24 protein-coding genes and 2 pseudogenes are annotated in these 25,065 nt (G+C 55.2%); 15 read left to right on the forward strand and 11 right to left on the reverse strand.

Annotation, left to right across the window (positions count from 1 at the left end; genetic code table 11):
- The first annotated feature begins 61 nt into the window (after positions 1 to 61).
- The 8 genes from tssF (at position 62) to ACRQ84_RS22480 (ending at position 7,614) form a co-directional block, all read left to right on the forward strand.
- Positions 62 to 1,816, forward strand: coding sequence for a type VI secretion system baseplate subunit TssF (gene tssF, locus ACRQ84_RS22445; protein ID WP_483818180.1), 1,755 nt, complete (start codon positions 62 to 64; stop codon positions 1,814 to 1,816).
- Positions 1,780 to 2,847, forward strand: a complete 1,068-nt coding sequence (tssG, locus tag ACRQ84_RS22450) for a type VI secretion system baseplate subunit TssG (RefSeq protein ID WP_483818181.1) — start codon at positions 1,780 to 1,782, stop codon at positions 2,845 to 2,847. Before tssF ends, tssG begins: the two co-directional genes overlap by 37 nt.
- On the forward strand, positions 2,825 to 3,361 hold the full coding sequence (gene tssJ, locus ACRQ84_RS22455; RefSeq protein WP_483818182.1) for a type VI secretion system lipoprotein TssJ: 537 nt from the start codon (positions 2,825 to 2,827) through the stop codon (positions 3,359 to 3,361). The genes tssG and tssJ overlap by 23 nt, the downstream gene beginning before the upstream one ends.
- On the forward strand, positions 3,358 to 3,813 hold the full coding sequence (tssE, locus tag ACRQ84_RS22460; RefSeq protein WP_064739761.1) for a type VI secretion system baseplate subunit TssE: 456 nt from the start codon (positions 3,358 to 3,360) through the stop codon (positions 3,811 to 3,813). Before tssJ ends, tssE begins: the two co-directional genes overlap by 4 nt.
- A gap of 19 nt (positions 3,814 to 3,832) precedes the next feature.
- The gene (locus ACRQ84_RS22465) at positions 3,833 to 4,984 is read left to right on the forward strand and encodes a VasL domain-containing protein (protein WP_483818183.1); all 1,152 of its coding nucleotides are present in this window, start codon (positions 3,833 to 3,835) and stop codon (positions 4,982 to 4,984) included.
- A 146-nt stretch (positions 4,985 to 5,130) separates the two neighbouring features.
- Complete coding sequence (locus ACRQ84_RS22470) at positions 5,131 to 6,438, forward strand: sensor histidine kinase (protein ID WP_483818184.1); 1,308 nt, start codon at positions 5,131 to 5,133, stop codon at positions 6,436 to 6,438.
- A gap of 4 nt (positions 6,439 to 6,442) precedes the next feature.
- Positions 6,443 to 7,054: a response regulator transcription factor gene (locus ACRQ84_RS22475; RefSeq protein WP_483818185.1), complete on the forward strand. Its 612-nt coding sequence runs from the start codon at positions 6,443 to 6,445 to the stop codon at positions 7,052 to 7,054.
- A gap of 86 nt (positions 7,055 to 7,140) precedes the next feature.
- Entirely contained in the window at positions 7,141 to 7,614 is a 474-nt protein-coding gene (locus ACRQ84_RS22480; protein WP_483818186.1) for a GlcG/HbpS family heme-binding protein, read from the forward strand.
- Between the two features lie 73 nt (positions 7,615 to 7,687).
- Here the strand turns inward: ACRQ84_RS22480 and ACRQ84_RS22485 are convergent, their stop codons facing one another.
- From ACRQ84_RS22485 to ACRQ84_RS22495, 3 genes are all read right to left on the reverse strand, one after another.
- Positions 7,688 to 8,449, reverse strand: a complete 762-nt coding sequence (locus ACRQ84_RS22485; protein ID WP_483818187.1) for a molybdate ABC transporter permease subunit — start codon at positions 8,447 to 8,449, stop codon at positions 7,688 to 7,690.
- Positions 8,449 to 9,372, reverse strand: a complete 924-nt coding sequence (locus tag ACRQ84_RS22490; protein WP_483818188.1) for an extracellular solute-binding protein — start codon at positions 9,370 to 9,372, stop codon at positions 8,449 to 8,451. The genes ACRQ84_RS22485 and ACRQ84_RS22490 overlap by 1 nt, the downstream gene beginning before the upstream one ends.
- 111 nt (positions 9,373 to 9,483) lie before the next feature.
- Positions 9,484 to 10,044: a thioredoxin gene (locus tag ACRQ84_RS22495; protein WP_483818189.1), complete on the reverse strand. Its 561-nt coding sequence runs from the start codon at positions 10,042 to 10,044 to the stop codon at positions 9,484 to 9,486.
- 279 nt (positions 10,045 to 10,323) lie between these two features.
- Here ACRQ84_RS22495 and ACRQ84_RS22500 point away from each other — a divergent pair, with 279 nt between their 5' ends.
- From ACRQ84_RS22500 to ahr (ACRQ84_RS22510), 3 genes are all read left to right on the forward strand, one after another.
- Positions 10,324 to 10,593 carry a hypothetical protein gene (locus ACRQ84_RS22500; RefSeq protein WP_064739769.1) on the forward strand — a complete coding sequence of 90 codons (270 nt, stop codon included), beginning with the start codon at positions 10,324 to 10,326 and terminating at the stop codon, positions 10,591 to 10,593.
- Between the two features lie 122 nt (positions 10,594 to 10,715).
- Positions 10,716 to 11,732 (forward strand): NADPH-dependent aldehyde reductase Ahr, encoded by a 1,017-nt coding sequence (ahr, locus tag ACRQ84_RS22505; RefSeq protein ID WP_483818190.1) that lies wholly within the window; start codon positions 10,716 to 10,718, stop codon positions 11,730 to 11,732.
- A gap of 176 nt (positions 11,733 to 11,908) precedes the next feature.
- Positions 11,909 to 12,925: an NADPH-dependent aldehyde reductase Ahr gene (ahr, locus tag ACRQ84_RS22510; RefSeq protein ID WP_483818191.1), complete on the forward strand. Its 1,017-nt coding sequence runs from the start codon at positions 11,909 to 11,911 to the stop codon at positions 12,923 to 12,925.
- A gap of 80 nt (positions 12,926 to 13,005) precedes the next feature.
- Here the strand turns inward: ahr (ACRQ84_RS22510) and ACRQ84_RS22515 are convergent, their stop codons facing one another.
- From ACRQ84_RS22515 to glsB, 3 genes are all read right to left on the reverse strand, one after another.
- Positions 13,006 to 14,739 carry a DUF2534 family protein gene (locus ACRQ84_RS22515; protein ID WP_483818192.1) on the reverse strand — a complete coding sequence of 578 codons (1,734 nt, stop codon included), beginning with the start codon at positions 14,737 to 14,739 and terminating at the stop codon, positions 13,006 to 13,008.
- A gap of 72 nt (positions 14,740 to 14,811) precedes the next feature.
- Complete coding sequence (locus ACRQ84_RS22520; RefSeq protein WP_064739773.1) at positions 14,812 to 15,228, reverse strand: DUF2946 domain-containing protein; 417 nt, start codon at positions 15,226 to 15,228, stop codon at positions 14,812 to 14,814.
- 322 nt (positions 15,229 to 15,550) lie between these two features.
- Positions 15,551 to 16,474: a glutaminase B gene (glsB, locus tag ACRQ84_RS22525; RefSeq protein WP_483818193.1), complete on the reverse strand. Its 924-nt coding sequence runs from the start codon at positions 16,472 to 16,474 to the stop codon at positions 15,551 to 15,553.
- Positions 16,475 to 16,619: 145 nt separating this feature from the next.
- Here glsB and ACRQ84_RS22530 point away from each other — a divergent pair, with 145 nt between their 5' ends.
- Both ACRQ84_RS22530 and ACRQ84_RS22535 read left to right on the forward strand, forming a co-directional pair.
- Positions 16,620 to 16,964: a cupin domain-containing protein gene (locus tag ACRQ84_RS22530; protein ID WP_483818194.1), complete on the forward strand. Its 345-nt coding sequence runs from the start codon at positions 16,620 to 16,622 to the stop codon at positions 16,962 to 16,964.
- 82 nt (positions 16,965 to 17,046) lie between these two features.
- Positions 17,047 to 17,511, forward strand: a complete 465-nt coding sequence (locus ACRQ84_RS22535) for a heme-degrading domain-containing protein (RefSeq protein WP_064739776.1) — start codon at positions 17,047 to 17,049, stop codon at positions 17,509 to 17,511.
- Positions 17,512 to 17,566: 55 nt separating this feature from the next.
- Here ACRQ84_RS22535 and ACRQ84_RS22540 read toward each other — a convergent pair whose 3' ends face one another.
- From ACRQ84_RS22540 to ACRQ84_RS22560, 5 genes are all read right to left on the reverse strand, one after another.
- A complete protein-coding gene (locus ACRQ84_RS22540; RefSeq protein WP_483818195.1) occupies positions 17,567 to 18,880 on the reverse strand; it encodes a c-type cytochrome in 1,314 nt (437 codons plus the stop codon).
- A gap of 2 nt (positions 18,881 to 18,882) precedes the next feature.
- Positions 18,883 to 20,652, reverse strand: a complete 1,770-nt coding sequence (locus tag ACRQ84_RS22545; protein ID WP_483818196.1) for a GMC family oxidoreductase — start codon at positions 20,650 to 20,652, stop codon at positions 18,883 to 18,885.
- 18 nt (positions 20,653 to 20,670) lie between these two features.
- Positions 20,671 to 21,399, reverse strand: coding sequence for a gluconate 2-dehydrogenase subunit 3 family protein (locus tag ACRQ84_RS22550; protein ID WP_483818197.1), 729 nt, complete (start codon positions 21,397 to 21,399; stop codon positions 20,671 to 20,673).
- A 247-nt stretch (positions 21,400 to 21,646) separates the two neighbouring features.
- Entirely contained in the window at positions 21,647 to 22,471 is an 825-nt protein-coding gene (locus ACRQ84_RS22555) for a sugar phosphate isomerase/epimerase family protein (RefSeq protein ID WP_483818198.1), read from the reverse strand.
- A 17-nt stretch (positions 22,472 to 22,488) separates the two neighbouring features.
- On the reverse strand, positions 22,489 to 23,502 hold the full coding sequence (locus ACRQ84_RS22560; RefSeq protein ID WP_483818199.1) for a LacI family DNA-binding transcriptional regulator: 1,014 nt from the start codon (positions 23,500 to 23,502) through the stop codon (positions 22,489 to 22,491).
- A 385-nt stretch (positions 23,503 to 23,887) separates the two neighbouring features.
- On the opposite strand from ACRQ84_RS22560, the pseudogene ACRQ84_RS22565 reads away from it, so the two are divergent.
- Both ACRQ84_RS22565 and ACRQ84_RS22570 read left to right on the forward strand, forming a co-directional pair.
- Positions 23,888 to 24,821 (forward strand): annotated as a pseudogene (locus ACRQ84_RS22565) (Gfo/Idh/MocA family oxidoreductase).
- Positions 24,822 to 24,829: 8 nt separating this feature from the next.
- A pseudogene (locus tag ACRQ84_RS22570) lies at positions 24,830 to 25,034 on the forward strand (sugar phosphate isomerase/epimerase); the annotation flags it as partial.
- Between the last annotated feature and the right edge of the window lie 31 nt (positions 25,035 to 25,065).

Raw genomic sequence — 25,065 nt, forward strand, 5'->3', positions numbered from 1 at the left:
ATCCGCCTTTCAACTTTCTGCCGCCTGATTCGTTCCGGCGGCACATCACTTAGTGAATACCATGGACGACTTAACCCTGCGTTATTACGACGCCGAAATGCGCTACTTGCAAGAAGCAGGCGAAGAGTTCGCTCGCGCCCATCCTGAACAGGCAGCGATGCTCAATCTCGATAAAGCCGGCGCGCGCGATCCCTACGTGGAACGACTGTTCGAAGGCTTTGCCTTTATGGTCGGTCGGCTGCGGGAAAAACTCGACGATGACCTGCCAGAGCTGACCGAAGGTCTGGTCAGCCTGCTGTGGCCGCACTATCTGCGCACCATCCCGTCGATGTCGGTGGTGGAGTTCACGCCCGACTGGCGTGAAATGAAGGAGCCGATGCGGCTGGCGCGCGGTTTTGAAGTGATATCGCGTCCGGTGGGTGAAAAAGGTACGCGCTGCCGTTACACCACCACGCGTGACGTGCAGGTGCTGCCGCTGGCGCTGGAGTCGGCAAAACTGTCGACCGATGCCGCCGGGCGCTCGGTCATTCGCCTGCGCTTTAACGGCAGCGCGCTGGCCGACTGGAGCCGCATTGATGTCAGCCATATTCCGCTCTATCTCAATGCAGATGCACCGCTGGCCTGCGCGTTGCACGAAGCTCTCACGCTCAACGTTGCCAGCATCGCGCTACGTCTGCCAGGTGAAATCGACAGTCGCCGCTTTGACGGCCATTTCAGCGCGCAGGGGTTCAGCGATCAAGATCGGCTGTGGCCGGGCGATGAGGGCAGCTTTAGCGGCTATCAACTGCTGCTGGAATACTTCACCTTCCGCGAAAAATTCATGGCGGTAAATCTGCGCGGGCTGGAGCAGGTTGCGCTGCCCGCCTCGCTGCCGTGGTATGAACTTGACGTGGTGCTGGCCCAGCGCTGGGAGCATGATTTCCAGTTCAGCGAGAAACATCTGCGCCTGAATGCCGTGCCGGTCATCAACCTGTTCGCGATGGAATCTGACCCATTAATGATTAACGGCCTGCAGACCGAATATATGCTGCGACCGATGCGCGTGCAGGATGGTCACACCGAAATTTACTCAGTGGATTCGGTGATCTCTTCGAAAAATCAGCCTTACGTACCCTTCAGCAGCTTCCGCCATAAAGGCGGCATGCTGCGTCACGAAGTGCCGGAACATTACTTCCATACGCGCGTGCGAAGTGGACCGTCCGGGCTGCACGAGACCTGGATGATCCTCGGCGGCGAAGCGTTTGATAATCACAGCCTGCCAGAGAATGAAAGTCTGTCGGTGAGCGTCACCGGCACCAACGGTCAGCTGCCGCGCCGTGCGTTGCAAAGCACACTGCTGGATACCGCCGTGAGCAGCACCGACGTGGCGATGCAGGTGCGCAACTTGTGTGCACCAACGCTGCCGTGTTACCCGCCAAACCGCGACCGCTTTCACTGGCGCGTGCTGAGCCACCTCGGCTCAAGCTTTCTGTGGATGATGGATAACGCCGAAGTATTGCGCGGCACGCTGGCGCTGTACGACTGGACGAACAGCGAAATGAATCGCCGTCGGCTGGAAGCGATTCTGCACGTTTGTCATAGAGAGACCGAACGTTTTGAGCAGGGCTATTTGCTGCGCGGCGTGCAGATTGAAATCACCCTCGACAGCAGCGGCTTTGCCGGCAGCGGTGATATCTGCTTGTTTGGCGAAATGCTCAGTCGTTTCTTTGCCCTCTACACCGACATCCATTTGTTTAACCGTCTGATTTTAATCCTGCAGCCAACCGGAGAGCGCCTCGTATGGGAAGAGAAGCACAATCGCCACATCTCCGGCTGACGCCACGGCTGGAGCAGGAGCTGACGCGGCTAAACTTTTACCGCTTTTGTCAGCTGATTGAACATCAGCATAAGGACAAGCCGCCGCTAGGCAGCACCAGCAAGCCGGGAAATGATGCGGTGCGTTTGCTGCCGCATCCCGGCATGGGTTTTCCAGCGGGCGAGCTGAAAGCGGTTGAGTACCCTGAAACCGATGCCGCTGCGCCGCCAGTGGTGCGCACCACTTTTCTCGGATTGTACGGTGTCGATTCACCGCTGCCGGGCAACTATATCGATGACATCACCCAGCGCGATGAAGGGCATGAAGCGCTGCAGGGTTTTCTCGATATGTTTAACCACCGCATCCTGACGCAGTTTTATCGCATCTGGCGCAAATACTCGTATCCGGCGACCTTCGAAGCGGGCGGCAGCGACAAAATCTCCCAGTCACTGCTCGGGCTGGTGGGATTGGGCATTCCGGGCACCGGCAGGCATATCGCCACGCCGGTTTCACGCTTTCTGGCGTTACTCGGCGTTATGCGCCAGCCGGGCAGAACGGAAGAGGGCATTCGCGCGTTGGTGCGTTTGCTGGCGCCCGGCACCTCAGTTTGCGTGCAGCCACATTGCCTGCGTCCGGTGCGAGTCAGCCATCCGCTGGAATGCGAGTTCGTACTGGATGGCAATGCGCCACTCGGCGATGAAGCGATGGATGCCAACAGCCAGCTGCTGATTGAACTGCAAACCGCCTGCCCGGATGAGGCCACGCGCTGGCTGCCGGACGGCCAGCTGTATCAGGATTTTCTGGTGATGCTGCGCGTCTATCTCGGCTGGCGCTATCGCGCGCGCATCCGTCTGTGTCTGGAGACGCAACTGCTGGCCCCGCCGGAACTGGGCGATGCGCCGTTCTGGCTTGGTATGACCGGCGTACTGGGCGCGGACGAAGAGTGCAGCGACATCCCTCAAACCTTTACCACCGAACTGGGCTGCTATGCAGGCATGCGCCCGGTCAAACCCTGCGAGGAGCAGCGACGTGTCAGTTACCACTTTGATTAACATTATGATGTGCAGCGCACTGTTGCTGCTTGGCGGCTGCGGTTTGCAGCAGAAAGTCACTGAGGGATCCGTCGCGGCGTTTGACGCGATTTTCTATAAGCAGATTAAAACGCTGCATCTTGATTTCAGCGCGCGTGAAAGCCTCAACAGCGACAGCCGCGAGCACAATCCGCTGTCGCAGCCGGTGATGGTGCGCGTGTTCCAGCTCAGCGAGCGCAAAGCGTTTGACGGCGCGGTGTATCAGCAACTGACTGGCGACGCGGCAGACGTGCTCAAGTCAGAACTTCTCGCCGATCGTGACGTGGTGCTGACGCCGGGCGGTGACGTGTCGCTGAATATGCCGATGGAAAAAGAGGCAAAATTTGTCGCGGTGGTCGCGCTGTTCCAGCAGCCGGACATGACCAATAACAGCTGGCGGCGGGTGCTGGAGCGCAACGATTTGGATGCGGATAAAGCGCGCGTGCTTGAGTTAAGCAGCAACAGTCTGCGCCTGATTAGCGAGGTAAAACCATGAGTGGCGGCAATCATCAACCTTCGCTGTATGAGCTGCTGAAAGGCAGCTTCGCGGGTGGTCTTGAGCTGGATCGCGTGAAGGAGCAGGATCAGGTGATCCTCTCCGTGCTCGATAACATGCAGCGCATCCTCAATACCCGCGCCGGATCGCTGTCGCATATCCCCGATTACGGACTGCCCGATATGACGCGCATCCTGCAGGGCATGCCTGGCACCGCGCATCAACTGCTCTACACGCTCTCTGCCGTGCTGCTGAAATACGAGCCGCGCCTGAAGCGCATTGATGTGGTGTTACTGGAACAAAATCTGCCCGGCGAGCTGCGCTATGCCATTGATGCCGAGCTCAAACAGATTGGGCTGGTGCGTTTCGGCACCGAATTTATGCCGGAAGGGCGCGTGATGATCCGCCATATGAAACAGCAGCAGTATGTGGATGCCCGCGCATCTCTTTGATTACCTATGGAACTAAGCAATGACGTTATCTCAGCCACGCTCTCTCAAAACGGGCGGCGATCCCCGAGCGTTCACAGAATACGCCGCGCTGCGTCAGGAAATGCAGAAGCTATCGCATCCGGCACGTCCGGATGTCGATTGGCAGCAGGTTTGCACGCTCTGCCTGACCCTGTTTGAAAAGAACGGTGTCGAGTTGCAAAGCGCGGTTTGGTATGCGCTGGCACGCACGCAGATTGCGGGTGCGGCTGGCATGGCGGAAGGATTGAATACGCTGGTAGCACTCATCACGCGTGAGTGGACGATGTTTTGGCCGCAGTCGGAAAAGGCGCGCACTGAACTGCTGGCAAGTTTGAGTCGGAGGCTGCAGCAATTTTTGCGCAGCCAAACGCTTACGCTCGCTGATCATGCGCCCCTCATTCAGGCAGCAAACTTCCTCAGTGAAGCGGGCGATCATCTGCAGCGGTTTGAGCTGCGTCAGCAAAGCCAGCTGGATTCGCTGCGGGATCGGATCAGTAGCACGCTGTCGATGCTGCAGCGAAGTGATACGCCTCAACCCGCTGCGTCGGTTGAAGAAGCGGCGGACGCACCTACTCTCTCTCCTCCCGATACGCTTTCCGGCGGCGGGATGTACGCTCCCACCGCAACACCAGATATACCTAAACCCCAGCGCTCGCGCTGGCCAATGTTTATGGCGGGCGCAACAAGTTCACTGCTGCTCTGCGCCCTGATCGCTGCTGGTGGCTATTTCACGCAGCAGCAGGCCAATCCATTACTGCCGGACGCCACGGCCGTGGCTGCGATCTCTGCGCACTGGAGTAAACCGTTGCACGCCGACCCAATGCCTGCTGAGAAAATGGCAGGTTGGCAGCAGGGCATGGAACAACTGCAACGTCTTTCACAGCGTCTGGATGAACTGGATGAAAAACGCGGCAAATATCTGACGGTGAGTGAGCTAAAAACTGCGGTTTATGGCATGCAAAAAGCCTTTAATAAAACGATTCCTCTGGAGGAACAACTGCGTCAGCTACAAGCACAACGCGCCGCTGGCAAGGAGATTACCCAGGCACAGATTATGCAAACGCAAATGCATCTTCAGCAGCTTGCCGGGCAATATCTGTTGTCGACGTCCTCCCTTCCCAAATCATCACTTAGCGAGCCGCATGCCAGGTAGACTTCTGAAAACGCTGACGGACAAGGAAAAGTCGTTGAATCCCTCTACGGCGCGGGTTACAACGTTTGACTTTAGTCAGGCCTGCTTCATGGCGGATTTTTACTGCTTAACCACGGAAACCTATGCCTCACACTTACCGACCATGGATGAAAAGGTATTGGCTGGTCTGGCTACTGTTAACGCTGCTCAGTGTGATCGCGTTATTTGCCGATCAAATTTTGCAGCAGCGGCGTGTGGGTGAAGCACATTTTAATCAGCAGTTTAACCGCCTTGCCGCCTATCAGACGCAGAATGAAACGCTGTTGCCGCTGCTCAATGGCGATGAGGATCTCGCTGCTTTGCAGGCGAAGTTTCCACAGCTCGTTTTGCTGGAACACACCGTTAATCGCCCATTGACTGCGCCGCGTATCGAAGAAGCCAGCGGTGGGCGTTATTGGCTCTACAATCCCTATCGCCAGATTCGCATGCTGATCGATTTGCATTTTGCCCTGCAAACGTCGGATGTGGCGCTGGCCTTGGCTTTTCATCTTCAGGCGCCGCCTGCAATTAAAGCTGAGAACTATTCGGATACGGCGCGCTGGCAATGGCAGCGGCCATTCATCAATCATTACCAGCCGTTTTTACTCAAAGGCAGCGCCAATCCTGACTGGCGTTCACTGCATGCACTGCCGTTTGTGCTGGCGCTGCTGCTGTGGCTGGTGATGGGCGGACTCGGCTGGTGGCTGCTGCGTCACTGGCGTCACCATGTAGAGATGCGGCTGCGTGCGGACTATTTTCAGCGTACGCGACGTGAAGCGCTGGGCGAGTTCACCGCCGGCATCATTCATGAAATCAATCAACCGCTGACGGCCATCAATACATGGCTGCACAGTAGTCAGCTGCTGCTGAAACAGGGAAAGTACGAGAATTTGCCGCAGGCGCTCAACGCCATGAACTTGCAAACTGAACGTCTGGCGGCGTTGCTACAACGCTTTCGCGACATTGTTAGCGAACGTCCGGTAGCGATGACCGCCATCAGCCCGGAAGTCGTGTGGCGGCGCGTGACGGTGCTGCTGCAACAAGAGCTGGATGACGGTGACGTCAGGCTGCGTCAACAGTTTCATCACGGTCAGGCAAAGGTGTGTAGCGATCCGCAGTGGCTGGAGCAGGTGTTCCATAACCTGCTGCAAAACGCCATTCACATGCAGCAAGGGCGGCCCGATGCATGGGTAAAAATTGCTTCTGAGCTCGCTCCACAGGGCATCAACATCATCATCAGCGATAACGGCCCCGGCTTCTCTGCGGAAGGATTAGCGCAGGCTTGCATGCCGTTTTACAGCTCGCGCGCCAACAGCATGGGATTAGGTATGACGCTGGTTGAGAGCTTGATGTTACGTATGAACGGCCAGCTGCGGCTGGCAAATCGCGCTGAAGGCGGCGCGGAGATTACCTTAATGTTCCAACTGGCGGAGTAACGGAATGGTCGCAAAGGTTTGGTTAGTGGATGATGATTTATCCGTGCGTGAATCGCTCGGTTTTCTGCTTAAGACGCTGGATTATGACGTGGCCGATTTTGCCGATTTGGCTGCATTTGAAGCGGCCACGCATGCGCAGGAACCGCTGCGCGGCTGCTTGCTTTTAGATGTGCGCATGCCGGGCATCAGCGGCTTGAGCTGGCTGGCGGAGCAGGGCGATCGCCATCCGCTGCTGCCAGTCATTATCATGACCGGCCACGGCACTATTGACGCCTGCCGCCGCGCGTTTCGGCAGGGCGCGTTTGAGTTCTATACCAAGCCGCTGGAAATTGAACCGCTGTTGGAAACCCTGCATCTGGCATTCAACGAAAGTGAGCAGCGTGCCGAGCGCTGGCAGTCGCGGCAGGGTTTGCAGGCGCGTTTCGCGCTGCTGTCGGTGCGCGAAAGTGAAGTGATGCAGTTGATGATTGCCGGACAAACCAGCAAAGCGATCGCGCGTGATTTATCGTTATCGCCGCGCACCGTGGAAGCGCATCGCGCGGCGGTGTTTGCCAAGCTTGAACTCAATAATCTCGCGCAGTTGATTCACGCCTGGCAGCAGTTAAACCAGGTATAACTACCAGGCCGAACCCGTAATCGCCCGAATATTTCTTTTTCCAGCCACGCTTTAAAGTGTCACTCACGATTAAACAGGAGTGACACATGAACATCCGCCTTTTTCTGATGGCCGCTGCGGCGGCCTTCGTTTCCTTCGGCAGCCAGGCTGCATTAACCGAATCCAACCTGTCTCTGGCTGACGCACAGAAGCTGGCAAATGCCGCGATTCAGTCGTGCGCGGCGAAAAACTATAACGTCACGGTGACGGTGGTCGATCGTGCTGGCCTGGTGAAAGCGGTGCAGCGCATGGATAACGCCGGTCCGCACACCGTTGAAGCCAGCCAGATGAAAGCTTACACCGCGTTGAGCACTAAAAACCCAAGCGGCAACGTGATGGAAGCTGCACAGAAAAATACCGGTGCGCAGAATATGCGTGATATTCCAGGCTTCCTGCTGCTGGCGGGCGGTGTGCCGGTGAAAAGTGGCGATCAGGTGATGGGTGCCATCGGCATCGGCGGCGCACCGGGCGGCAATCTGGATGAAGCCTGCGCGATGGATGCGTTGAAAGCCATTCAGTAAGTGTTTATTTTGTCGGGTGCGCATTGATGCGCACCTGGTCGTCATGAATGGCAACCCTACAACAAGAGCACCTTTAGCCTTTTACTCTGCGCGACAGCGCAAAACAGAACAGCGGCATCGGTAAGGTGAACAGCAGTAGCAACCACAGCAGCACGTACACCGCATCGATGCCATTGTTTTGCAAATTGTTATACAGCTGAACCGGCATGCCCTGGGGAAAATAGGCAAAAATCATCACGATGCCAAACTCGCCCATGGCACGCGCCCATGCCAGTGCGCTGGCTGTTGCCAGGCCCGGCGCGGCAAGCGGTATCGACAAACGCCAAAATCGCTGCCACGGCGACGCACCCAGTGTGCGGCCTGCTTCCAGAATATCCTTTGGTACACCGGCAAACGCTGAGCGCGCGGTGGTGATGAAGTAGGGCAACGCGCCATACCATTGCGCCAGAATAAACGCGGCCGGATTATTGACTAGCGTCCAGCCAAATTTCCCCAGCAGTTCACCCGGCAAGCTATACGGACCGTAAGCGCTCACCAACAAAATTCCCATCGCCAGCGGTGGCGTCAACAACGGAATCATCACCAGTATTTCGGCAATCAACCGCGCGCGACCGCGTGCCTGTGACAGCCACCACGCCAGCGGCAATCCACTGATAAAAATCAGCAACAGCGCGATCCCACCCAAACCAAGCGACGTAGCGATAGCATTGCCATCGCCCCACGCCAGTTGCAGATGCTGCCAGTTTGTGACGCCAATCAGCGTGAGAAAAGGCACCGCCAGCAACAGCAATGTCGGCAGTGAAAGCCATAGCGCGGTGGCATGACGTGTTTTCATTACGGGTAGATCGCACTGCCTTTCGGCGCGGCATAGCCGTTCTGTTTAAACAGTGCCTGTCCTGGCTGACTCAGCATAAAATCGACAAACGATTTGCCTGCTGCGGCGCCATGCGGTGCATTTTTCAGCACGGCAGCGTAATAAACCAGTGGCTGTGTGTGCAGCACTTTGTCTTTGCCTGCGCTGTCTTTCACGCTGAAACTCACCGTGTCGTACCACTGTTTCGCCATCGCCGGATTGCTGAGATTTATCTCGTCGGGTAGCGCCACATACGGCAGATGCGCGGAGATCACTTCGCTTTCATAACCGGCAGCCGCATCAACCTGGCCGCTTTCGAGACGTGTCAACAGTCCGCCTTCCAAATGGGTTTGCGCCGGGTTTTGATAGCCGCCCATAATTTTATCGGCGATGCCCGGCTGCTGATAATACTTCTCGGCCAGCAGCAGGGTGAAGATGATGTTCTGACCTTTAGGATCGTTGATCGGATCGGTGCGACCAAACTTGATGCCCGGCGTGGCCAGCACCTGCAGCCAGCTGGCATTGCTGCTTTTGGCCTGCGCAAACTGCTGCGCGTATTTGCCTTTCCGGCTGTACGCCACCACCATGCTGGTGCTCGCCACTGGAACCGCTTCATCAATCAATCCGGCATCTTTCAGGATCTGCATCGGTCCCGGCGTGATTGAAACAAACACATCAGCAGTGATTTTCTTGCTTGCCAGCAAACGCGCCATGCCATAAGCGCCCTGTCCCTGGCCTTCATAAGTACCGTTATTTTGTTTGGCAAACGCTGGACCTAAAGATTGATCCATCACTTTGCCCATAGAACCGGCATAAGTGACGCGGATATCGGTCTTGGCTTGTGCATGCAGACTTAAGCCCGCGCCGGCGGTAAGCAGCAGCGCGGTGAGGTGTGTGAATCGCATTCCCTTTCTCGCTATATAATAAGGTAGATAGCGATTATCGGAATTGAAACAGTCGGCGCAAGCAAAAATCTATTGCGAAATCATACCAAACGCCACACCGCGCTGAAGGGGCTAAGCAAGGATGCGTGTGGCCCAGGATTCAATGTCGTCGCCGCTGCCGATATCCAGCTGCACCAAACCGTTGGTGATGAAGGTCGGTGAAACGTGAATGCCATTTTGACGTGAGTATTTGCTGTGCCATTTGATCTCATTTTGCAGTTCGGCACGCAGAAAGGGGACGCGCGCGTTGACGCCGCTATACCGCTCCAGACGATCGAGAATCTGATTTGGCGTGGCGTCCATATTCGGGCCGTGGCTATGATCGGTAAACTCGAACTCCTCACGATGATCGGCCACCGCCTGTAACACCTTTTTGGCAGCCGTTTTTCCTTCCGGCAAGGTAGAGGCCGCAAGGATGTAGCGCACAATCACACCGGAATACATGTGCCACGGTTGCGATTGCAAACGGATTTTCAACGTCATCTTCTCTTCGCCGACCAGCTTTAGCAGCGCATCCAATTTGTTGAATGCGCGCACGGAAAACGGGCAGGTAGGTTCCAGAAACACTTCGAATACTTCCGGGCCGTGGCCCCAAATCAGCGGATCGGCGTGTAATGCGGTGGATTGGCTCATGGTAATTCCCTGTAGCATCAATAAAAGTTGCCTTACTTTGGCAAAGCGCTGCGCGTTCAGCCAGTGCGGGCTTGTGCTTTTTTGTTACAAGGCCATTCATCGGAGGCAAATGGGGTGAAAGAAAAATCGTTATATAGATCCGCGAGCTACAAGAAACTCGGGCTGTAGCGACATTGCACAGAAAATAAGCGGCTATAGTTAAATTTGTTTCAATCTTGTTATTTGCAGCATTTTTGATTCATTTGCCTGGAGCCAAAACGTTAAGTATCGAGGTTCACTGTGTTTGCAAATCTCTCCTGGAAGATTATTCATCAGGTTCTCAATGAAACCATTGCTGAATTAATGGATGAGCAACAAACGCTGGACGTGCCCACGCTGCGTGAGCGGTTGGTGGAGATGGCTGAAAGCGAATCCGATGAGTTAATGGTGCTCTGTTACTGGCAGGCGAGCAGAATATTATTGCGCTTACCGCCCACAGTAACCGCCAGCCAACTGATTGAAGAAGCGCGCGTGGCATATCGCACGCCGCTAAACCACGACCCGCTTTAACCCTTGATGCTTTTCCTCCCCTTATCCGCCGTAAAGTAACTAAGTGGCGGATTTATCGTCAGGAGTGATTAATCTGCTCTGCTAGACTTGCCCTGTTTAAAACGTAGAGACAGAGGACAGTAATGAAAATCAAAAGTTATGCCGCTTTGAATGCGGGTGAAGCGCTGGTGCCTTATGAATATGAGGCCGGTCCACTGGCAGCTGAAGAGGTGCAGGTTGAGGTCGATTACTGTGGAGTTTGCCACTCAGATCTATCAATGATTGATAACGAGTGGGGCGTTTCTTCGTATCCCGTTATTGCTGGACATGAAGTCATTGGTCGCATTAGCGCATTAGGCGATGCGGCGCAAAATAAAGGCTTAAAAGTGGGCCAGCGTGTGGGCATTGGCTGGACGGCGAAGAGCTGTCAGCACTGTAATGCCTGTATCAACGGTGAACACGTTAACTGTGAAAACGGTTCTGTGCCAACCATCATGAACAAAGGCGGTTTCGCCAGCCATCTGCGTGCGGATTGGCAATGGGTGATCCCGCTACCAGAAGCGCTGGATTACACCTCTGCGGGCCCACTGTTGTGCGGCGGCATCACCGTGTTCAAGCCGTTGTTGATGCATCATGTCACCGCGACGAGCCGCGTTGGCGTGATTGGTATCGGCGGTTTGGGCCATATGGCAATTAAATTGCTGCGTGCGATGGGGGCAGAAATTACAGCCTTCAGCTCCAACGCCAGCAAAACCGAATCGATTAAAGCGATGGGCGCCGATCGCGTGGTCAACAGCCGCGACCCGCAGGCGCTGAATGCGCTGGCTGGCCAATTTGATTTGATTATCAGCACGGTGGCGGTGGACCTCGATTGGCAGCCGTACTTCAAGGCATTGGCCCCGCACGGGAAATTCCATACCGTCGGCGCGGTGATGAAACCGTTCGAAGTACCTGCGTTTACCCTGATCACTGGCGATCGTGCCGTGACCGGTTCATCCACGGGTTCGCCAGGCCAGTTGCGTTCGCTGATGAAACTGGCATCGCGTGCGGATATCGCTCCGCAGGTCGAAGAGTTCCCGATGTCTAAAATCAATGAAGCACTGGATCACGTGCGTGCTGGTAAAGCCAATTACCGCGTCGTGTTGAAAGCTGATTTTTGAATGAGGTCGCCATGAATGGCGATACCAGATGACAAGGTGCGCATTTTGCGCACCGTTTTACCGCTCGCCCCTCCCTTCAAAACAGCACCCATCATCTTAATCACCTGATTATTCGGCATAATGTTACGCAGTGCTTTGATAAACTGCTGTCAGCCAATCTAACCTAGAGGACAGCAATGAAAATTTTCAGCTATGCCGCTCTGCAAGCGGGTCAGGCGCTGGTGCCTTACGAATACGATGCCGGTCCACTGGCCGCCGAAGATGTGCAGGTTGCAGTGGATTATTGCGGCGTTTGCCATTCTGATTTGTCGATGATCGATAACGAATGGGGCGGTTCGCGCTATCCGCTGATTGCAGGTCACGAAGTGATTGGCCGCGTGGTGGCGTTGGGTGATGCGGCGCAAAATAAAGGGTTGCAGATAGGCCAGCGCGTGGGCATTGGCTGGACGGCGAAAAGCTGCCAGCACTGCGATGCCTGCATTGAAGGCGATCAGGTAAATTGCGAAAACGGTAAAACATCCACCATCAATAATCACGGCGGTTTTGCCAGTCACTTGCGCGCTAATTGGCAATGGGTGATTCCGCTGCCCGATTCTCTGGATATCGCCACCGCTGGCCCGTTGTTGTGCGGCGGCATTACCGTGTTCAAACCCTTGCTCATGCACAATATTTCCGCCACCAGCCGCGTCGGTGTGATTGGTATTGGTGGTTTGGGGCATATGGCGATCAAGCTGCTGCGGGCGATGGGCGCGCATGTCACCGCATTCAGTTCTTCCGCGGCTAAAACCGATTCGATTAAAGCTATGGGGGCGGATCGCGTGGTGAACAGCCGCGATCCGCAAGCGCTAAGTGGGATGGCAGGGCAATTTGATCTGATCATCAGTACCGTGGCGGTGGATTTAGATTGGAAGCCCTATTATCAGGCGCTGGCACGCAAAGGTGCGTTCCACACCGTCGGCGCGGTGATGAAGCCGTTTGAAGTGCCGGCATTTAGTTTGATTGTCGGCGACCGCGCATTAACCGGTTCATCGACCGGATCGCCGGGCCAACTGCGTGCGCTGCTGAAATTAGCTGCGCGTACTGATATTGCGCCGCAGGTTGAAGAGTTCCCCATGTCGCAGATAAATGACGCGCTGGAACATCTGCGCGCCGGTAAGGCGAATTATCGCGTGGTGTTAAAGGCGGATTTTTAATCGCATATCTGCACGTACTGTAGCGGCGCGATTTATCGCGCAATAAATTGCGCCGCTACAACACAGAGCACCGTTTTACATTATCCCCGATCATCCTTTTCGCCGAGGAAGAAATACCACAGCGGAATTGAGGTGAGCGCGGTAAATACCGTGGTATACAACGCAATCATGAAGCCTTGCGTGATGTACATGGTCAGCGACCAATGGCTGAACGGAATGCCATATTGATCGATGACGCCGCCGATAATCGCATTGCTCATCACGGTGCCGACAATCAGCGCCAGGATGAACAAACCGCGCAGGAAGTAGCGCATCTCTTTACGTTTCACGGCAAATCGCGCACGAATAATGCCAAGCGGTGACTGTTGTGATGCCAGCAGCGCGGCTTCATCAAACGGCGCGCGTTGCTGTTTACGCCAGCGCAAGATGTCCAGCAGCAGGAACGCCAGCAAACTCGCACCCATTACCGGCAGCGCATAACCCAGTACCAGCGCGACCATCAGCCAGGCACCTTTGGCGTAATGCGGCAACGCCATCCAGGTTTCGGTCAGGGTTAGTGCCGGATTCGCTTCCACATCTTTAGGCCGACGAATCCACCACATGCGATAACCGAACACAATCATGCTGCATAAGCCGAGGCCAAAGAACGCCAGCAGCAACTGATTAGGCAAACCAAACAGCACGCCCATATGCGCATCCACGCCCCAGCGCGTCAGCTTCGCCACCAGCGGGAATTGGGCAAAGTAGACGTGATCCACCACGCTAAAATCCTGCGGATTCACCGATACCGCATCCACTTTCGTTGGCCAGCTACGATCGATTTCCGTCACTGCCCACGCGTTATCCACGTTTCTCGGTTGACGTATTTCGAGCTTCGCCGCGCTCAGTCCATCCTGACGCGCGACATTCAGCACGCGATCCCAGTCGGCATCGGCGGCATTATTGCGCACCGGTTTGGCTGCTGCCGCCGGTTTGGTCATGGACGACATCGGCATGCTCATGCCCGACATATCCATATCCGACATGTGATCGGCATGCGGATCGGCAGGCGCAGCAGGCGCATCGCTGTTCAGCGCGGTATTGACCTGTGGCGTCAGCCAGTTCAGTTCGCTACGCATGCGATCAATATTGCCGCCTGCCCACTGCGACCAGGTCAATCCTGTCATCGAGAAGAACACTAAACCGATTACCAGCGTCAGACCGAGCGTAATGTGCCAGTGGCGGCTGAAAGTGAAGCCGCTACGCGGCTGCTTCAGCTTACGTTTCGGACGTGTTCCCAGCCACAGCACCACGCCGCCAAGAGCGGCCACCCACAGCCAGGACGCCGCCAATTCGCTGTAATTGCGACCAAAATCGCCAAGCAGCAGGCTGCTGTGCAGCAAGTCGAGGGTAGTGCGCAGCGGCAACACGCCGCTGGTACCGTACACCGGCATATCGCCCTTAACTTTCAGACTGTAGGGATCGATAAACACCGCGCGCGACAGCGAGGCACCGAGCGTGGCGTCGCTAAATTGCACCCGCGTGGTGTCTGTTGCGCCCGGCGCAGGACGCACCGCATAAATATGTTTTTTTTCGCCCACATAGGCGCGAGCGGCGCTGATTTGCGCGGATAGCGGCTGTGCATCGCCGTGCGGTTCGGCGGTTAGCGCATCGGCATAAATCAGGTTTTCCAGTTGGGGCGTTAACACATAAAGCGTGCCGCTGAGTGCCGCAACGAAGATGAACGGGGCGACAAACAGGCCGATGTAAAAATGTAAGCGACGTAGCAAATTAAGCACCGCGCCGCGCGGTGCTGCAGAGTGAGCAGCAGACAAAGCCGTCTTCCTTCCTAAAAGAAATTGTCTTAGCGCATCGCTCAAGCGGAGCGAACGCTGCAATAAATGTGGTCAGTAGGGAAACGGTGCAGGCGGGGCGCGCGGTCGATGAATGCAACTGAAGCGACGCACAATCGGCGCAACCACATGTGGCAGCGGCGGCGCGCGCGAGATCACCATCATCAGCCAGATGAACGGAATAAACACCCACATCAGCAGTGGGACATGCACCAGCAGATCGCAGTAGCCGCAGGCAAACTCGCCGTCGTCCATCATGTGATGGCTCATGCCGGGCATTGGCATATCCGCCATCACCCTTTCATGATGGTGCATTGAGCTATCCATCATGCTGTGCTGCGGCATCGCCAGCATCTGGCTTTGACGCTCCATTAAAGTTTTCGACACAATCGGCGCGACGAACAGCAGCAGCACCGCCACAATGGCGACGCAGGCAGTTAAACGCTGGCGAAAGTGATGTGTAAACGTCATGGTTGCTAGTGGATGATTCCGTAAATGAGGCGGAAGTGTAACGCGATTGACGTTGATGGGTTAAAAAAATAGAGGCTATTTAAGAAAAAATTCGCACCTTTTGAAAATAGTCACTTAAAGCGGTGCGGCTGTTAACCTTAATGCAACCTTATAAAAACAATAAAGAAACACCATCACCCGGCAGCGGCATGAATGGCGGAATGCCTGTCAGTTAAGCACCGAATCAAATCAGCGCACATTCCGGAGCGGCGCGATTTGTCGCGCAATGAACTGCGCCGCTACGGCTTGTACGGTTAATGAAAGCCCGATCTGCCAGAGAACGTCAAAAAATCGACCTTCCTAGCCGCTCGGTGAGTTTTTCCAGCAGCGCCGTGCCCGCTAAGGAGTTGCCTGAGTGATCCAGCGCGGGCGACCAAACGGCAATACTCATGTCGCCTGGGATCACTGCAACAATGCCGCCGCCGACGCCCGACTTCGCTGGCATGCCCACGCGCCAGGCGAATTCCCCAGCACCATCGTACATGCCGCTGGTCATCATCAGCGCATTGACCTGGCGCGCCTGACGCGGTGAAATCACTGCTGATTCATCATCCTGAGTACGGCCATGATTAGCGAGATAGAGGAAGGTCCGCGCCAACTCTTCGCAGCTCATCGCTAATGAACAATAATGAAAATAGGTTTCCATCACTTTGCTAACGTCATTATGGAAGTTGCCGAAAGATTTCATCAGCCAGGCAATCGCGGCGTTGCGGGCTGAATGCTCGTATTCGGAACGCGCCACTACGCGGTCATAGTTAATGTCATTTTGCTGCGCCAGACGACGCACAATTTCCAGCATGCGCTGGCGCGGTGCTGTCAGGCGGCTTTCCAGCAGGTCGCACATCACCAGCGCACCGGCATTGATAAACGGATTGCGCGGTTTACCGTGTTCGAGCTCCAGCTGCACCAGCGAGTTAAACGCCTGGCCGGACGGTTCTTTGCCAACGCGCTGCCAGATCTCGCCATCTTCATACAAGGTCAGCGCCACGCTGAGCGACAACACTTTCGAAATCGATTGGATGGAGAAGCGCGTCGCGGCATCGCCAGCCTGAAAACAGCGTCCGTCAGGCGTGCAAATGGCGATGCCGAGTTGTTCGGCATCCACGTCGGCCAGCGCCGGAATATAATCCGCCACTTTACCTTGTTGGGTGAGTGGGCGAACTTCGCTAACAATCTCTTCAAGCAATGCATTACTGAGTTCCGACACCTTCACGCTCCATGCAGCCAATGGTGGCCAGGATAATGGAGATTTGCATGCGGTGCGTCAATCCGCGGCGCGAAATTCTGTGAGGCTTTTGGGTGAAGCCTGCGTTACATTTCAAGCTGATTTCATTAAATGTCGAGCCCGCGCGATGATAAGCAACCTGTTTCGCGATTTACCCGCCCAGCAAGGCAGTGCAGAGAGTTTTGAAGCGCTGCTGACGCAGCCCAATCTACATATCGAACGCATCGTTTCAACCGGACAAACCAGTCCACCCGATTTCTGGTACTGTCAGACCCAAGGTGAATGGGTGATCGTTTTACAAGGATCGGCAGGATTGCAGCTGGAAGGGGAAGTGCAGGAGCGTCTCTTGCAGGTCGGCGATTTTTTGGCGATTCCTGCCGGCTGCCGCCATCGCGTCAACTGGACTGACAGCAGCGGCCCAACGGTTTGGCTTGCAGTGCATTACGGCGCGATCCCGGTTAGCGCAATCTGAAGTGAGAACCTCATCACAAGCGAAAGATATATTTCATGTTATAAAATATGGAAAATTAATTTCAAATTGAGAGGATTCTATCATGTCATCGCTCCCGTCCCTTGAAACCCTGCTGCAGCAGGAAGCTGAACACCGTTTACCACAGTTTGATTTCGATTTAGCGTGGCAAATTGGTCAAAGCATCCAGCAGCGCGCGCGTGAAGACAATGCGCCTGTGGCTATCGAAGTCTATGCATTTGGGCAGGTGCTGTTTATGGCTTCGTTGCCAGGATCCGCCCCAGAAAACCTGGAATGGATGCGTCGCAAGCGCAATACCGTGTTGCTGACTGGCCACTCTTCCCTGTATATGGGGCTTTTTAATGAGCAAAAGGGCGAGCGTATGGCAAAGCAGGGCTATACTCGCCAGGAAGATTACACCGATCACGGTGGCTCCTTCCCGCTGCTAACTTCTCAGGGCGCGATCATCGGAGCAGTCACTATCAGCGGTTTACCGTCTGAAGACGATCATGCATTAGCGCTGTGGGGGATTACTCAGCTGCTGCGTTGATCCAGGATACCGATAAAAAGGTCGCCATGAATGGCGACTCTACAGTTAACAAACGCTATTTCATCGCCGGGACTTTCAGCTTATCGCCCACGCCGGTGGTTTTACGCAGATCGGCGACTTGGCTGGCTTTCACTTCAGCAGCCTGATTACCCCACGAATTCCTCACGTAGTTCAGCACATCGGCCATCTCCTGATCGTTGAGTTTCCAGGAAAATGCCGGCATGCCTGCGGACGTTGGGCGGCCTTCGGTATGTGGCGCGCGGGCGCCATCCAACAGCGCGTGGATCATGTTAGTCGGATCGTTCTGCATCGCGCCATTGCCCGCAAAGGCGGGCACCATGCCGGTGATACCCTCACCTGACAGACCGTGGCACGCCGAGCAATCCACTTCATAACGCAGTGCAGCCTGATCGTTACGCGCTTTATCCATCACAAATCCAGCGGCTTGCGGTGTGGAAGAGGCCGGTAAGCTACGCAGATAGGTGGCGATGGATTGCAAATCGCGATCGTTGAAGTACTGCGTGGAGTGTTCAACCGCTTCCGCCATCGGGCCCGCCGCCACGCTTTCACCATTAGAGCCGGTTTTCAGGTAATCAGCGATCTGCGTATCACTCCATTTGCCAATGCCCGCATGCGGGTTTGGCGTAATATCCGGCGCGTACCAGCTACCCAAATTGCCACCTTGTAGATACTGGCTGCCGATCTCGCCGCCCAGCGCGTTGCGCGCGGTGTGACAGACGCTACAGTGTGCCGGACCATCAACGATGTATTTGCCGCGATTCCACTCATCGTTCTGTGCGGTTTGTGGCTTAAACGCATTGTTATCGAAGAACAACAGGTTCCAACCGGCCATCGCCAGACGAATGTTGTACGGGAAGTTCATGCCCGCATTCTCATCGACGGCGTTGTGCACCGGCTTCTGCGCCGAGAAGTAGGCCCAGAGATCGTGCATATCGCCATCGCTCATCTGGGTGTAGGCGGTATAAGGCATCGCTGGATAGAGGAATCCGTGTTCGCCGCGCCCCTGACGCACCGCGTTGAAGAAGTCGCGCTCGGTCATTTTGCCAATCCCGGTTGCACGGTCAGGCGAAATGTTTGAGGTCTCAAGCGCGCCAAACGGCGTATCGATTTTGTAGCCGCCGGAGAAATCGGCATTGTGGCAGGCGGCGCAGTCCGCCAGGCGCATCACATATTCCCCGCGCTTTATGGCATCGGCGTCATTGGAGTGAAAATCAGCCAATTGCACTTTATTGTCGGCCACATTGGAGCGGGCGCTATCCAATACCACCCATAAACGTCCAGACGCCGCGATGCCCGCAATTACCGCCAGCGCGGCGAGCGTATAAGTGATCTTCTTTGCTTTCGCCATGATTACGCCCCCACCAGCGGTGCCGGATTATGGATGTATTTCTGGTGGATTGCCTGCGCAGCGCGCACGGCCAGCGCACCGATGGTGATGGTGGGGTTATAACCGCCGTTGTTCGGGAAGGCGGATGCACCGACCACAAACAGGTTATGCGCGTCCCAGCTTTGCAGATACGGATTGAGCGCAGAGGTACTGGGATCGGCGCCCATCACCGCGCCACCAATGGTGTGCGAGCTGTGCTGCTGGTAAGGATTCCAGCTTTTCTCCGCCTGGTTATCCACCACGATATGCTGGCCGCCCACCTCTTTCATAATGTTGATGGCGCGGTCGGTGACATATTTCGCCATGCGCACATCGTTCTGGTTCCAGTCGAAGGTGGTGCGGATCAATGGCTGACCGTGACGGTCTTTATAGTTGGGATCGAGATCGAGATAGGCTTCGCGCATCGGCATTGAGGTACCCTGACAGAAGATGGTGCCGGCGGTTTGATAATCGCGCTTGTAGCCCGCTTTCCACTCGCTGCCCCAGCGTTTAGTGCCTGGACGCAGGCCGTTCATGTTCTGAATTGGACGACCATTGGTGGAGAAGCCCATAATGCCTGCGCCGCCGATGAAATCGAGATCGCTGTGGTCGAAGTTATCGCCGTTGAAGTCATCAATCTGGACCGCCAATGCGCCGCCACCGATGAACGGATTCATGTATTCGTTATCAAAGAATCCGGTGACGCTGGAGCAGGTTTGATAGTTGTAGTTACGGCCAATGGTGCCGCGACCGGTCAGCGGATTGTATTGCTCACCGATGCCGGAGAGCAGCATCAGGCGCACGTTATCCATCTGATAAGCGGTGATGCAGACGATATCCGCCGGCTGGAAGCCTTCCACGCCATCCTGGGTGATAAATTTTACGCCTTTCACCGTTTTACCGTCGTCATGCTTCACGGCGTGCAGCACTTCGGTTTCGGTCAGCAACGTGAAGTTTGGACGGCGCATCAGCACTGGCAGAATGCACGCTTGCGGCGATGACTTGGAGAAGTTGCCGCAGCCGTGAAAGTCGCAGAAGCCGCAATAAGTACACGGACCCATGCTGACGCCGAGCGGATTCACATACGCCTGCGACAGATTACCGGCAGGCACCGTGAACGGGTGATAACCCATGTTCTCGGTGGTTTTGCGATACTTGCTCATCCAGTGCGTATCTTTTAGCGGCGGGGTAGGATAGTCGCGCGATCGCGGGCCTTCGAAGATATTACCACCTTTTTGCGGCTTACCATTGAGATTGCCCGCGATACCGGACGTGCCGGCAATGCGCTCGAAGCGATCGTAAAATGGTGCCATTTCGTCGTAGGCCACGCCCCAATCCTGCAGCTGCAAACCCTGCATTTTCTTCGCGCCATAGCGTTCACGAGTTTGCTTCGCCACTTCAAAATCCCACGGTGTAAAGCGCCATGACATGCCTGCCCAGTGCGTGCCTGCGCCGCCGACATTCCAGCCAAACTGAAACGCTGACCAATTGCGTACCGGTGCCGCCAGCTGATCGCTGCGGTTGCGGAAGGTGGTGGTTTCCACGCTCATCGGTTGCAGGATTTTGCGGCGTGTGTGGAAGCGCAGCTCATCGGCATCAATGGCGACCGGGAAATCGGTCGAGGTATCGCGCCAGGCACCGCGTTCGATGGCGACCACGTTGAGCCCCGCACGGGTCAACTCTTCCGCCATCACCGAACCGGCCCAACCTAAGCCGACGATCACCACGTCAGCCTTATTTCGTACTAATGACATTGACTCAGCTCCGGCTATTTAATCGTTAGGAATCAGACTGACGGGAATAAGCGCCAGATTTTCATTGCGGCGTTCGATATAAGGGCGATAGTCATAGCGTGCGCCAGGAAAACCGATCATTTTCCAGCCGACCATATTTTTATTTCCGCCATAAATCGGATCCGCTAAATAGCTTTCACGTGCGTTTTGCAGCATTAATTCAAACAGCGCCTGGCTATTCACGTCTTTTCCTAAATCGATCTTGCCGTCTTCCATCGCAGTCAGGAATGCATCGATCTGTTCAGCTGATAAGGTATGCAATGATGCCTGATGCTGTTGCTGCGCCCACATTTCCAGCGCGGCTAAGCCGGTTAAATAACGCGCTTTCGGCGGCGTGAGAAATTGCGGGCTGCCCATTAAGGCGGCTTCATTGTCCGGATGGAGAGGCGCCTGCAAATAGAGCGCCGCGCCGGAGCCATAATCACCGGCTAACTGGTTATCAAGGAACTCAATCGCGCCCGCTTCACTGGCGGACGGGCCAAGGTCATCGGCGGGGATCAGACGATCAAAAATGGCTGCCAGATTCTGGCGATCCAGCGGATTAGTGAGCACCTGATAACCGTCTTGCCACGCGGGTTGCGGCAGATGATCGGTGCTGAGTTTGGTTTCCAGCGGGACATTGTGCAGCTCTTTCGCCCTCAGTTGCGGCGCGACGGCGAGCGAGGCCACAATGCCACTGAGCGAAAAAAGTGCTTCTCTTCGGTTCATACTATTTATCCCTTAAACTTCAACAGATGTATATTGACAGAGCACGACGTTCAGATATTTCAGACGCAATGACAGCGCGCTAAATAGCGCGCAGGCGCTAGCGATGAAACTGCGTTCGTTATTATTTGTTCTCAGAGGTAGGTAAATATGAGGTCACCATAAATGGCGACCCGAAAAAATATGCTGTAGGGTCGCCATTTATGGTGACCGTATTCGCGGGAAACCCGGTTATCGGGCTCCCTTTATGTTAATGAATGTATTTATTCATATCTTCATAGCAGTGACGAGAAATACCCCACAGGTCGTCTTCCCAGTTTTTCGGGCTTAATAATTCCGGTGACCAAACGCCGTCGTAACCTGTAGCTTTAACCGCCGCCACCCAGGCGGCAATATCCACTTCGCCTTCGCCTGGTGCATAGTCGCGCTGTACCCACTCATCCCAGGCTTCGCCTGGTTTGGCCGCGCGGCCGTCGCAGAAATGAACGCCGTAAATCAGTTCTTTATTCATGCGCGCCACTTCGGCAGGCGTGGTGCCGCCGCCGGCATGCAGGTGCCAGAAATCCACCACGACACCGAGATTGTCTTTGCCGCTCTGTTTAATCAAATCAAGCGCGTGTTGCAGCGAATTGAACGCGGTGAAGGCGACAACTTCAATCTGGAATTTGATGCCGTGCGGTGCGCCGATATCAGCAATGGCGGAAATATTCTCAATCAGGATGGTATCTCGCTCGGCGGCGGAAAGATGGTCGAGTTCGGTCAGCGCCATGATTTGCACCACCGGACAACGCAGCTCAACTGCGGCCTGGCAGATTTTTTCCGCTTCGCGCATCAATTCGGCTCGCGCTTCCGGCTCATGGCGGCCAATGCGTTTCAGCGCATTGATACAGGTAATATCGACGCTGTATTTCGCCATCAGATCGCGGTAGGTGCTGTAGCTGCCACCGTTATCCAGATAGCGATACAGATGTTCTGGCAGGATTTCTAGCCCGCTAAAGCCTGTCTCATGGGCGATGCGTAACTGAGTGACGGCATTGCTGTACCAAACAGACACGCCATGCAACGACAACTTCATCTCTCCTCCTTGTTACCTCACGGCTTCAGGTGAGAGCGTCGAATACGCAATTCTCCCTGAGACCAAACGCCACCCGGAGTGGCACGTTCATCAATCAGCCGATTTAGGGCTTCAGTGACGATCAAATCAATACGCTGGCTAAAGGTGGTGAGCTGCCAGCTGGGCAAGCTGGCTTCGTCGATGTCATCGAAACCTACTACCGCCATAAATTTGTTGCCTGCACCTTCGCGCAGTGCCGCCAGCGCGCCGAGCGCCAGCACATCGTTTTCGCAAAACAGCGCTTCAACCCGCTGATCGGGCGCTTGTGCGTTAAGATACTCAGTCAACACCGCGTAGCTGCGTTCGCGGGCGTATTCACCGGCGGTGAGCAACACTTCCAACACTAAGCCCGCTTCGCTCAGCGCAAGTTGCAAACCGTCTAAACGCAGCGTGTGATGGCTGCTGGTGGCTGGACCCATCATGTAACCAATGCGCGTATATCCTTGCGCAAGCAGCAGTTCACCCAGCTGTTTGCCCGCCTGTAACCCGTCGATATTTACCACTTCAATACCGGGTTCGTCGTTGTTACGACACACCTGTACCAGCGGAATGTGGTGCATTTCACGCGCGACGGCGATCAACTCCTCACTCAGCAGCGTACCGAGAAATAGCATGCCATCGACCTGCAATTGATCGGCTAGCGACAGCACTGCGTGATAGTTTTCACCGCTACCAATATTCAGCAGCAGCGCCATGTAGCCGCGCTGCTGCAGCTGGCGAGTGACGGTGTCGAGCATCAGCATCGAGTGCGGATTTTTTAGCTCGTCGATCACTACGCCGATAATCTGTGTCTTCTTCTGCGATAGGCTGCGTGCCAGCAGGTTAGGGCGGTAACCCAATTCAGTGGCAATCGCTATTACGCGTTCGCGCGCTTTTTCGGAAATTGACGCGCCAGGTGTGAAGGCGCGCGATACCGTCCATTTCGAAACGCCAGCCAGTCTTGCCACATCGCTGGCGGTGGCTTTGTGAGATTTTGCGGTTGGTTTACTCATAGCACCTGCATAGGGGGAAAAGCGGAGACCCCCAGCATTGAACGTGAAACCCAACGGAAAATAAACACCTAAGCGCCCGCAATTGGCGTAAAGCGCGACAAATAACCCTGCTTTTATGATGTTGCGATTATGTTTGATCTTTGCACCCGATTGCAACGTTTTTTGCAATCGGGTGCATTTCATTAACTTATTGCGATCGATTTCGCTGATTTGCACGTTGCTACATTGACTACAAAGTCGTCCACGCTCACATTTCGCTCACCGCAACGCAGCCTAAAGCCATTTTAGCTATCACAAGTAAGCCATTTTGCACTCAGGTGCAAAATAAAGAAAAGTTGCTATGCTCATCGGTGAAAAGAGTATCCCACGCCCACTGCGCTGAGCCATGATCGGTGGCGGTCGTCTCAGCCAGGCTGGTTATAAACACCGTTACGGTGCGCTGCGTGATGCCTCCGCGTATCTGATGGTGGCCAGCGCCTTTGGTATTAACGCCGAGCGTGGCCGCGATTTCGGTATCAACTTAAGACTTAACGCGGAGCGCTGTAACGCCACTTATCAGCAGCTGCTGGCCGAAGAGGCGAAGCGTGAGGATAGCGTTGAAGTCATGTCCATCGTCACGCTAAACGGCACCCATTCTGAGCTCACCAAAGCGGCATTTAACGCCGGAATTCACGTGATTTGTGAAAAGCCGCTGTTCTTCACCATTGCCGAAGCGCTGGAAATCGAGACGCTTGCGGCGGCAAAGGGGCCGATCGTTGGCGTGACCTACGGTTTCTCCGGCCATCCGCTGCTGATGCAAATGCGTGCGATGATCGCCAATGGCGAAATTGGTGATGTGCGCATGGTGGAGCGGCAATACACGCCCGGCTTCAGCGCCAATGATAGCGCCGTTAAATGCAGCGAAGCGCAAAATGGCGCGTCGATCAAAAAATCGGCGGTCCGTCGTTTGTACCAGGCGACATATCCACGCATACCTTCTACATCTCCCAGCTGGAGTGGAGCGACTAAAACCCCGGCAAGTTGAAGTACGAAGTGCAGGATCACCCGAATCAGATCATGCATCACGGCATGCCGTACCAGTAAGAAAGTGCGCTGATGGATGAACGTTTGGGCGCGCTGCACACCGTAGGTCGGGCGAAATCCTGGGTCACAGCTATCTGAAATTTGTCATTGCCATTCACGCCACCCAACAGGGCGACCCAAAAATGCCCGAAAACCTGATTTATCCCGATATTAACGCCGGGATTGAAGGTGTGCGTTGGATCGAAAACTGCGTGCATTTTGCGGACAACGGCGCGAGCTGGGTTAACTACGAATAATGATTGCCATGAAACTTTCGTTTTGTACCGATAGCCTCGGTCATTTGCCGTTTGAACAGATGCTGGATAAATTGCTGGAACTGAGTGTTTACGGCGTGGAGATGGCGACCGCGGCTGGTCACCGGCACCGCATCTGCGTAGCGAAGAATTGCTCCGCAGCGTCAACAGTTGTTGCAAGCGCTGGGGAGTCGAGGCATGTCGATTGCGGCGCTTAAGCAAACCCTTAGTCAATAATGTCAAATCC

Source organism: Pantoea sp. E2023-21 (assembly GCF_051302795.1).
GTDB lineage: Bacteria > Pseudomonadota > Gammaproteobacteria > Enterobacterales > Enterobacteriaceae > Pantoea > Pantoea ludwigii_A.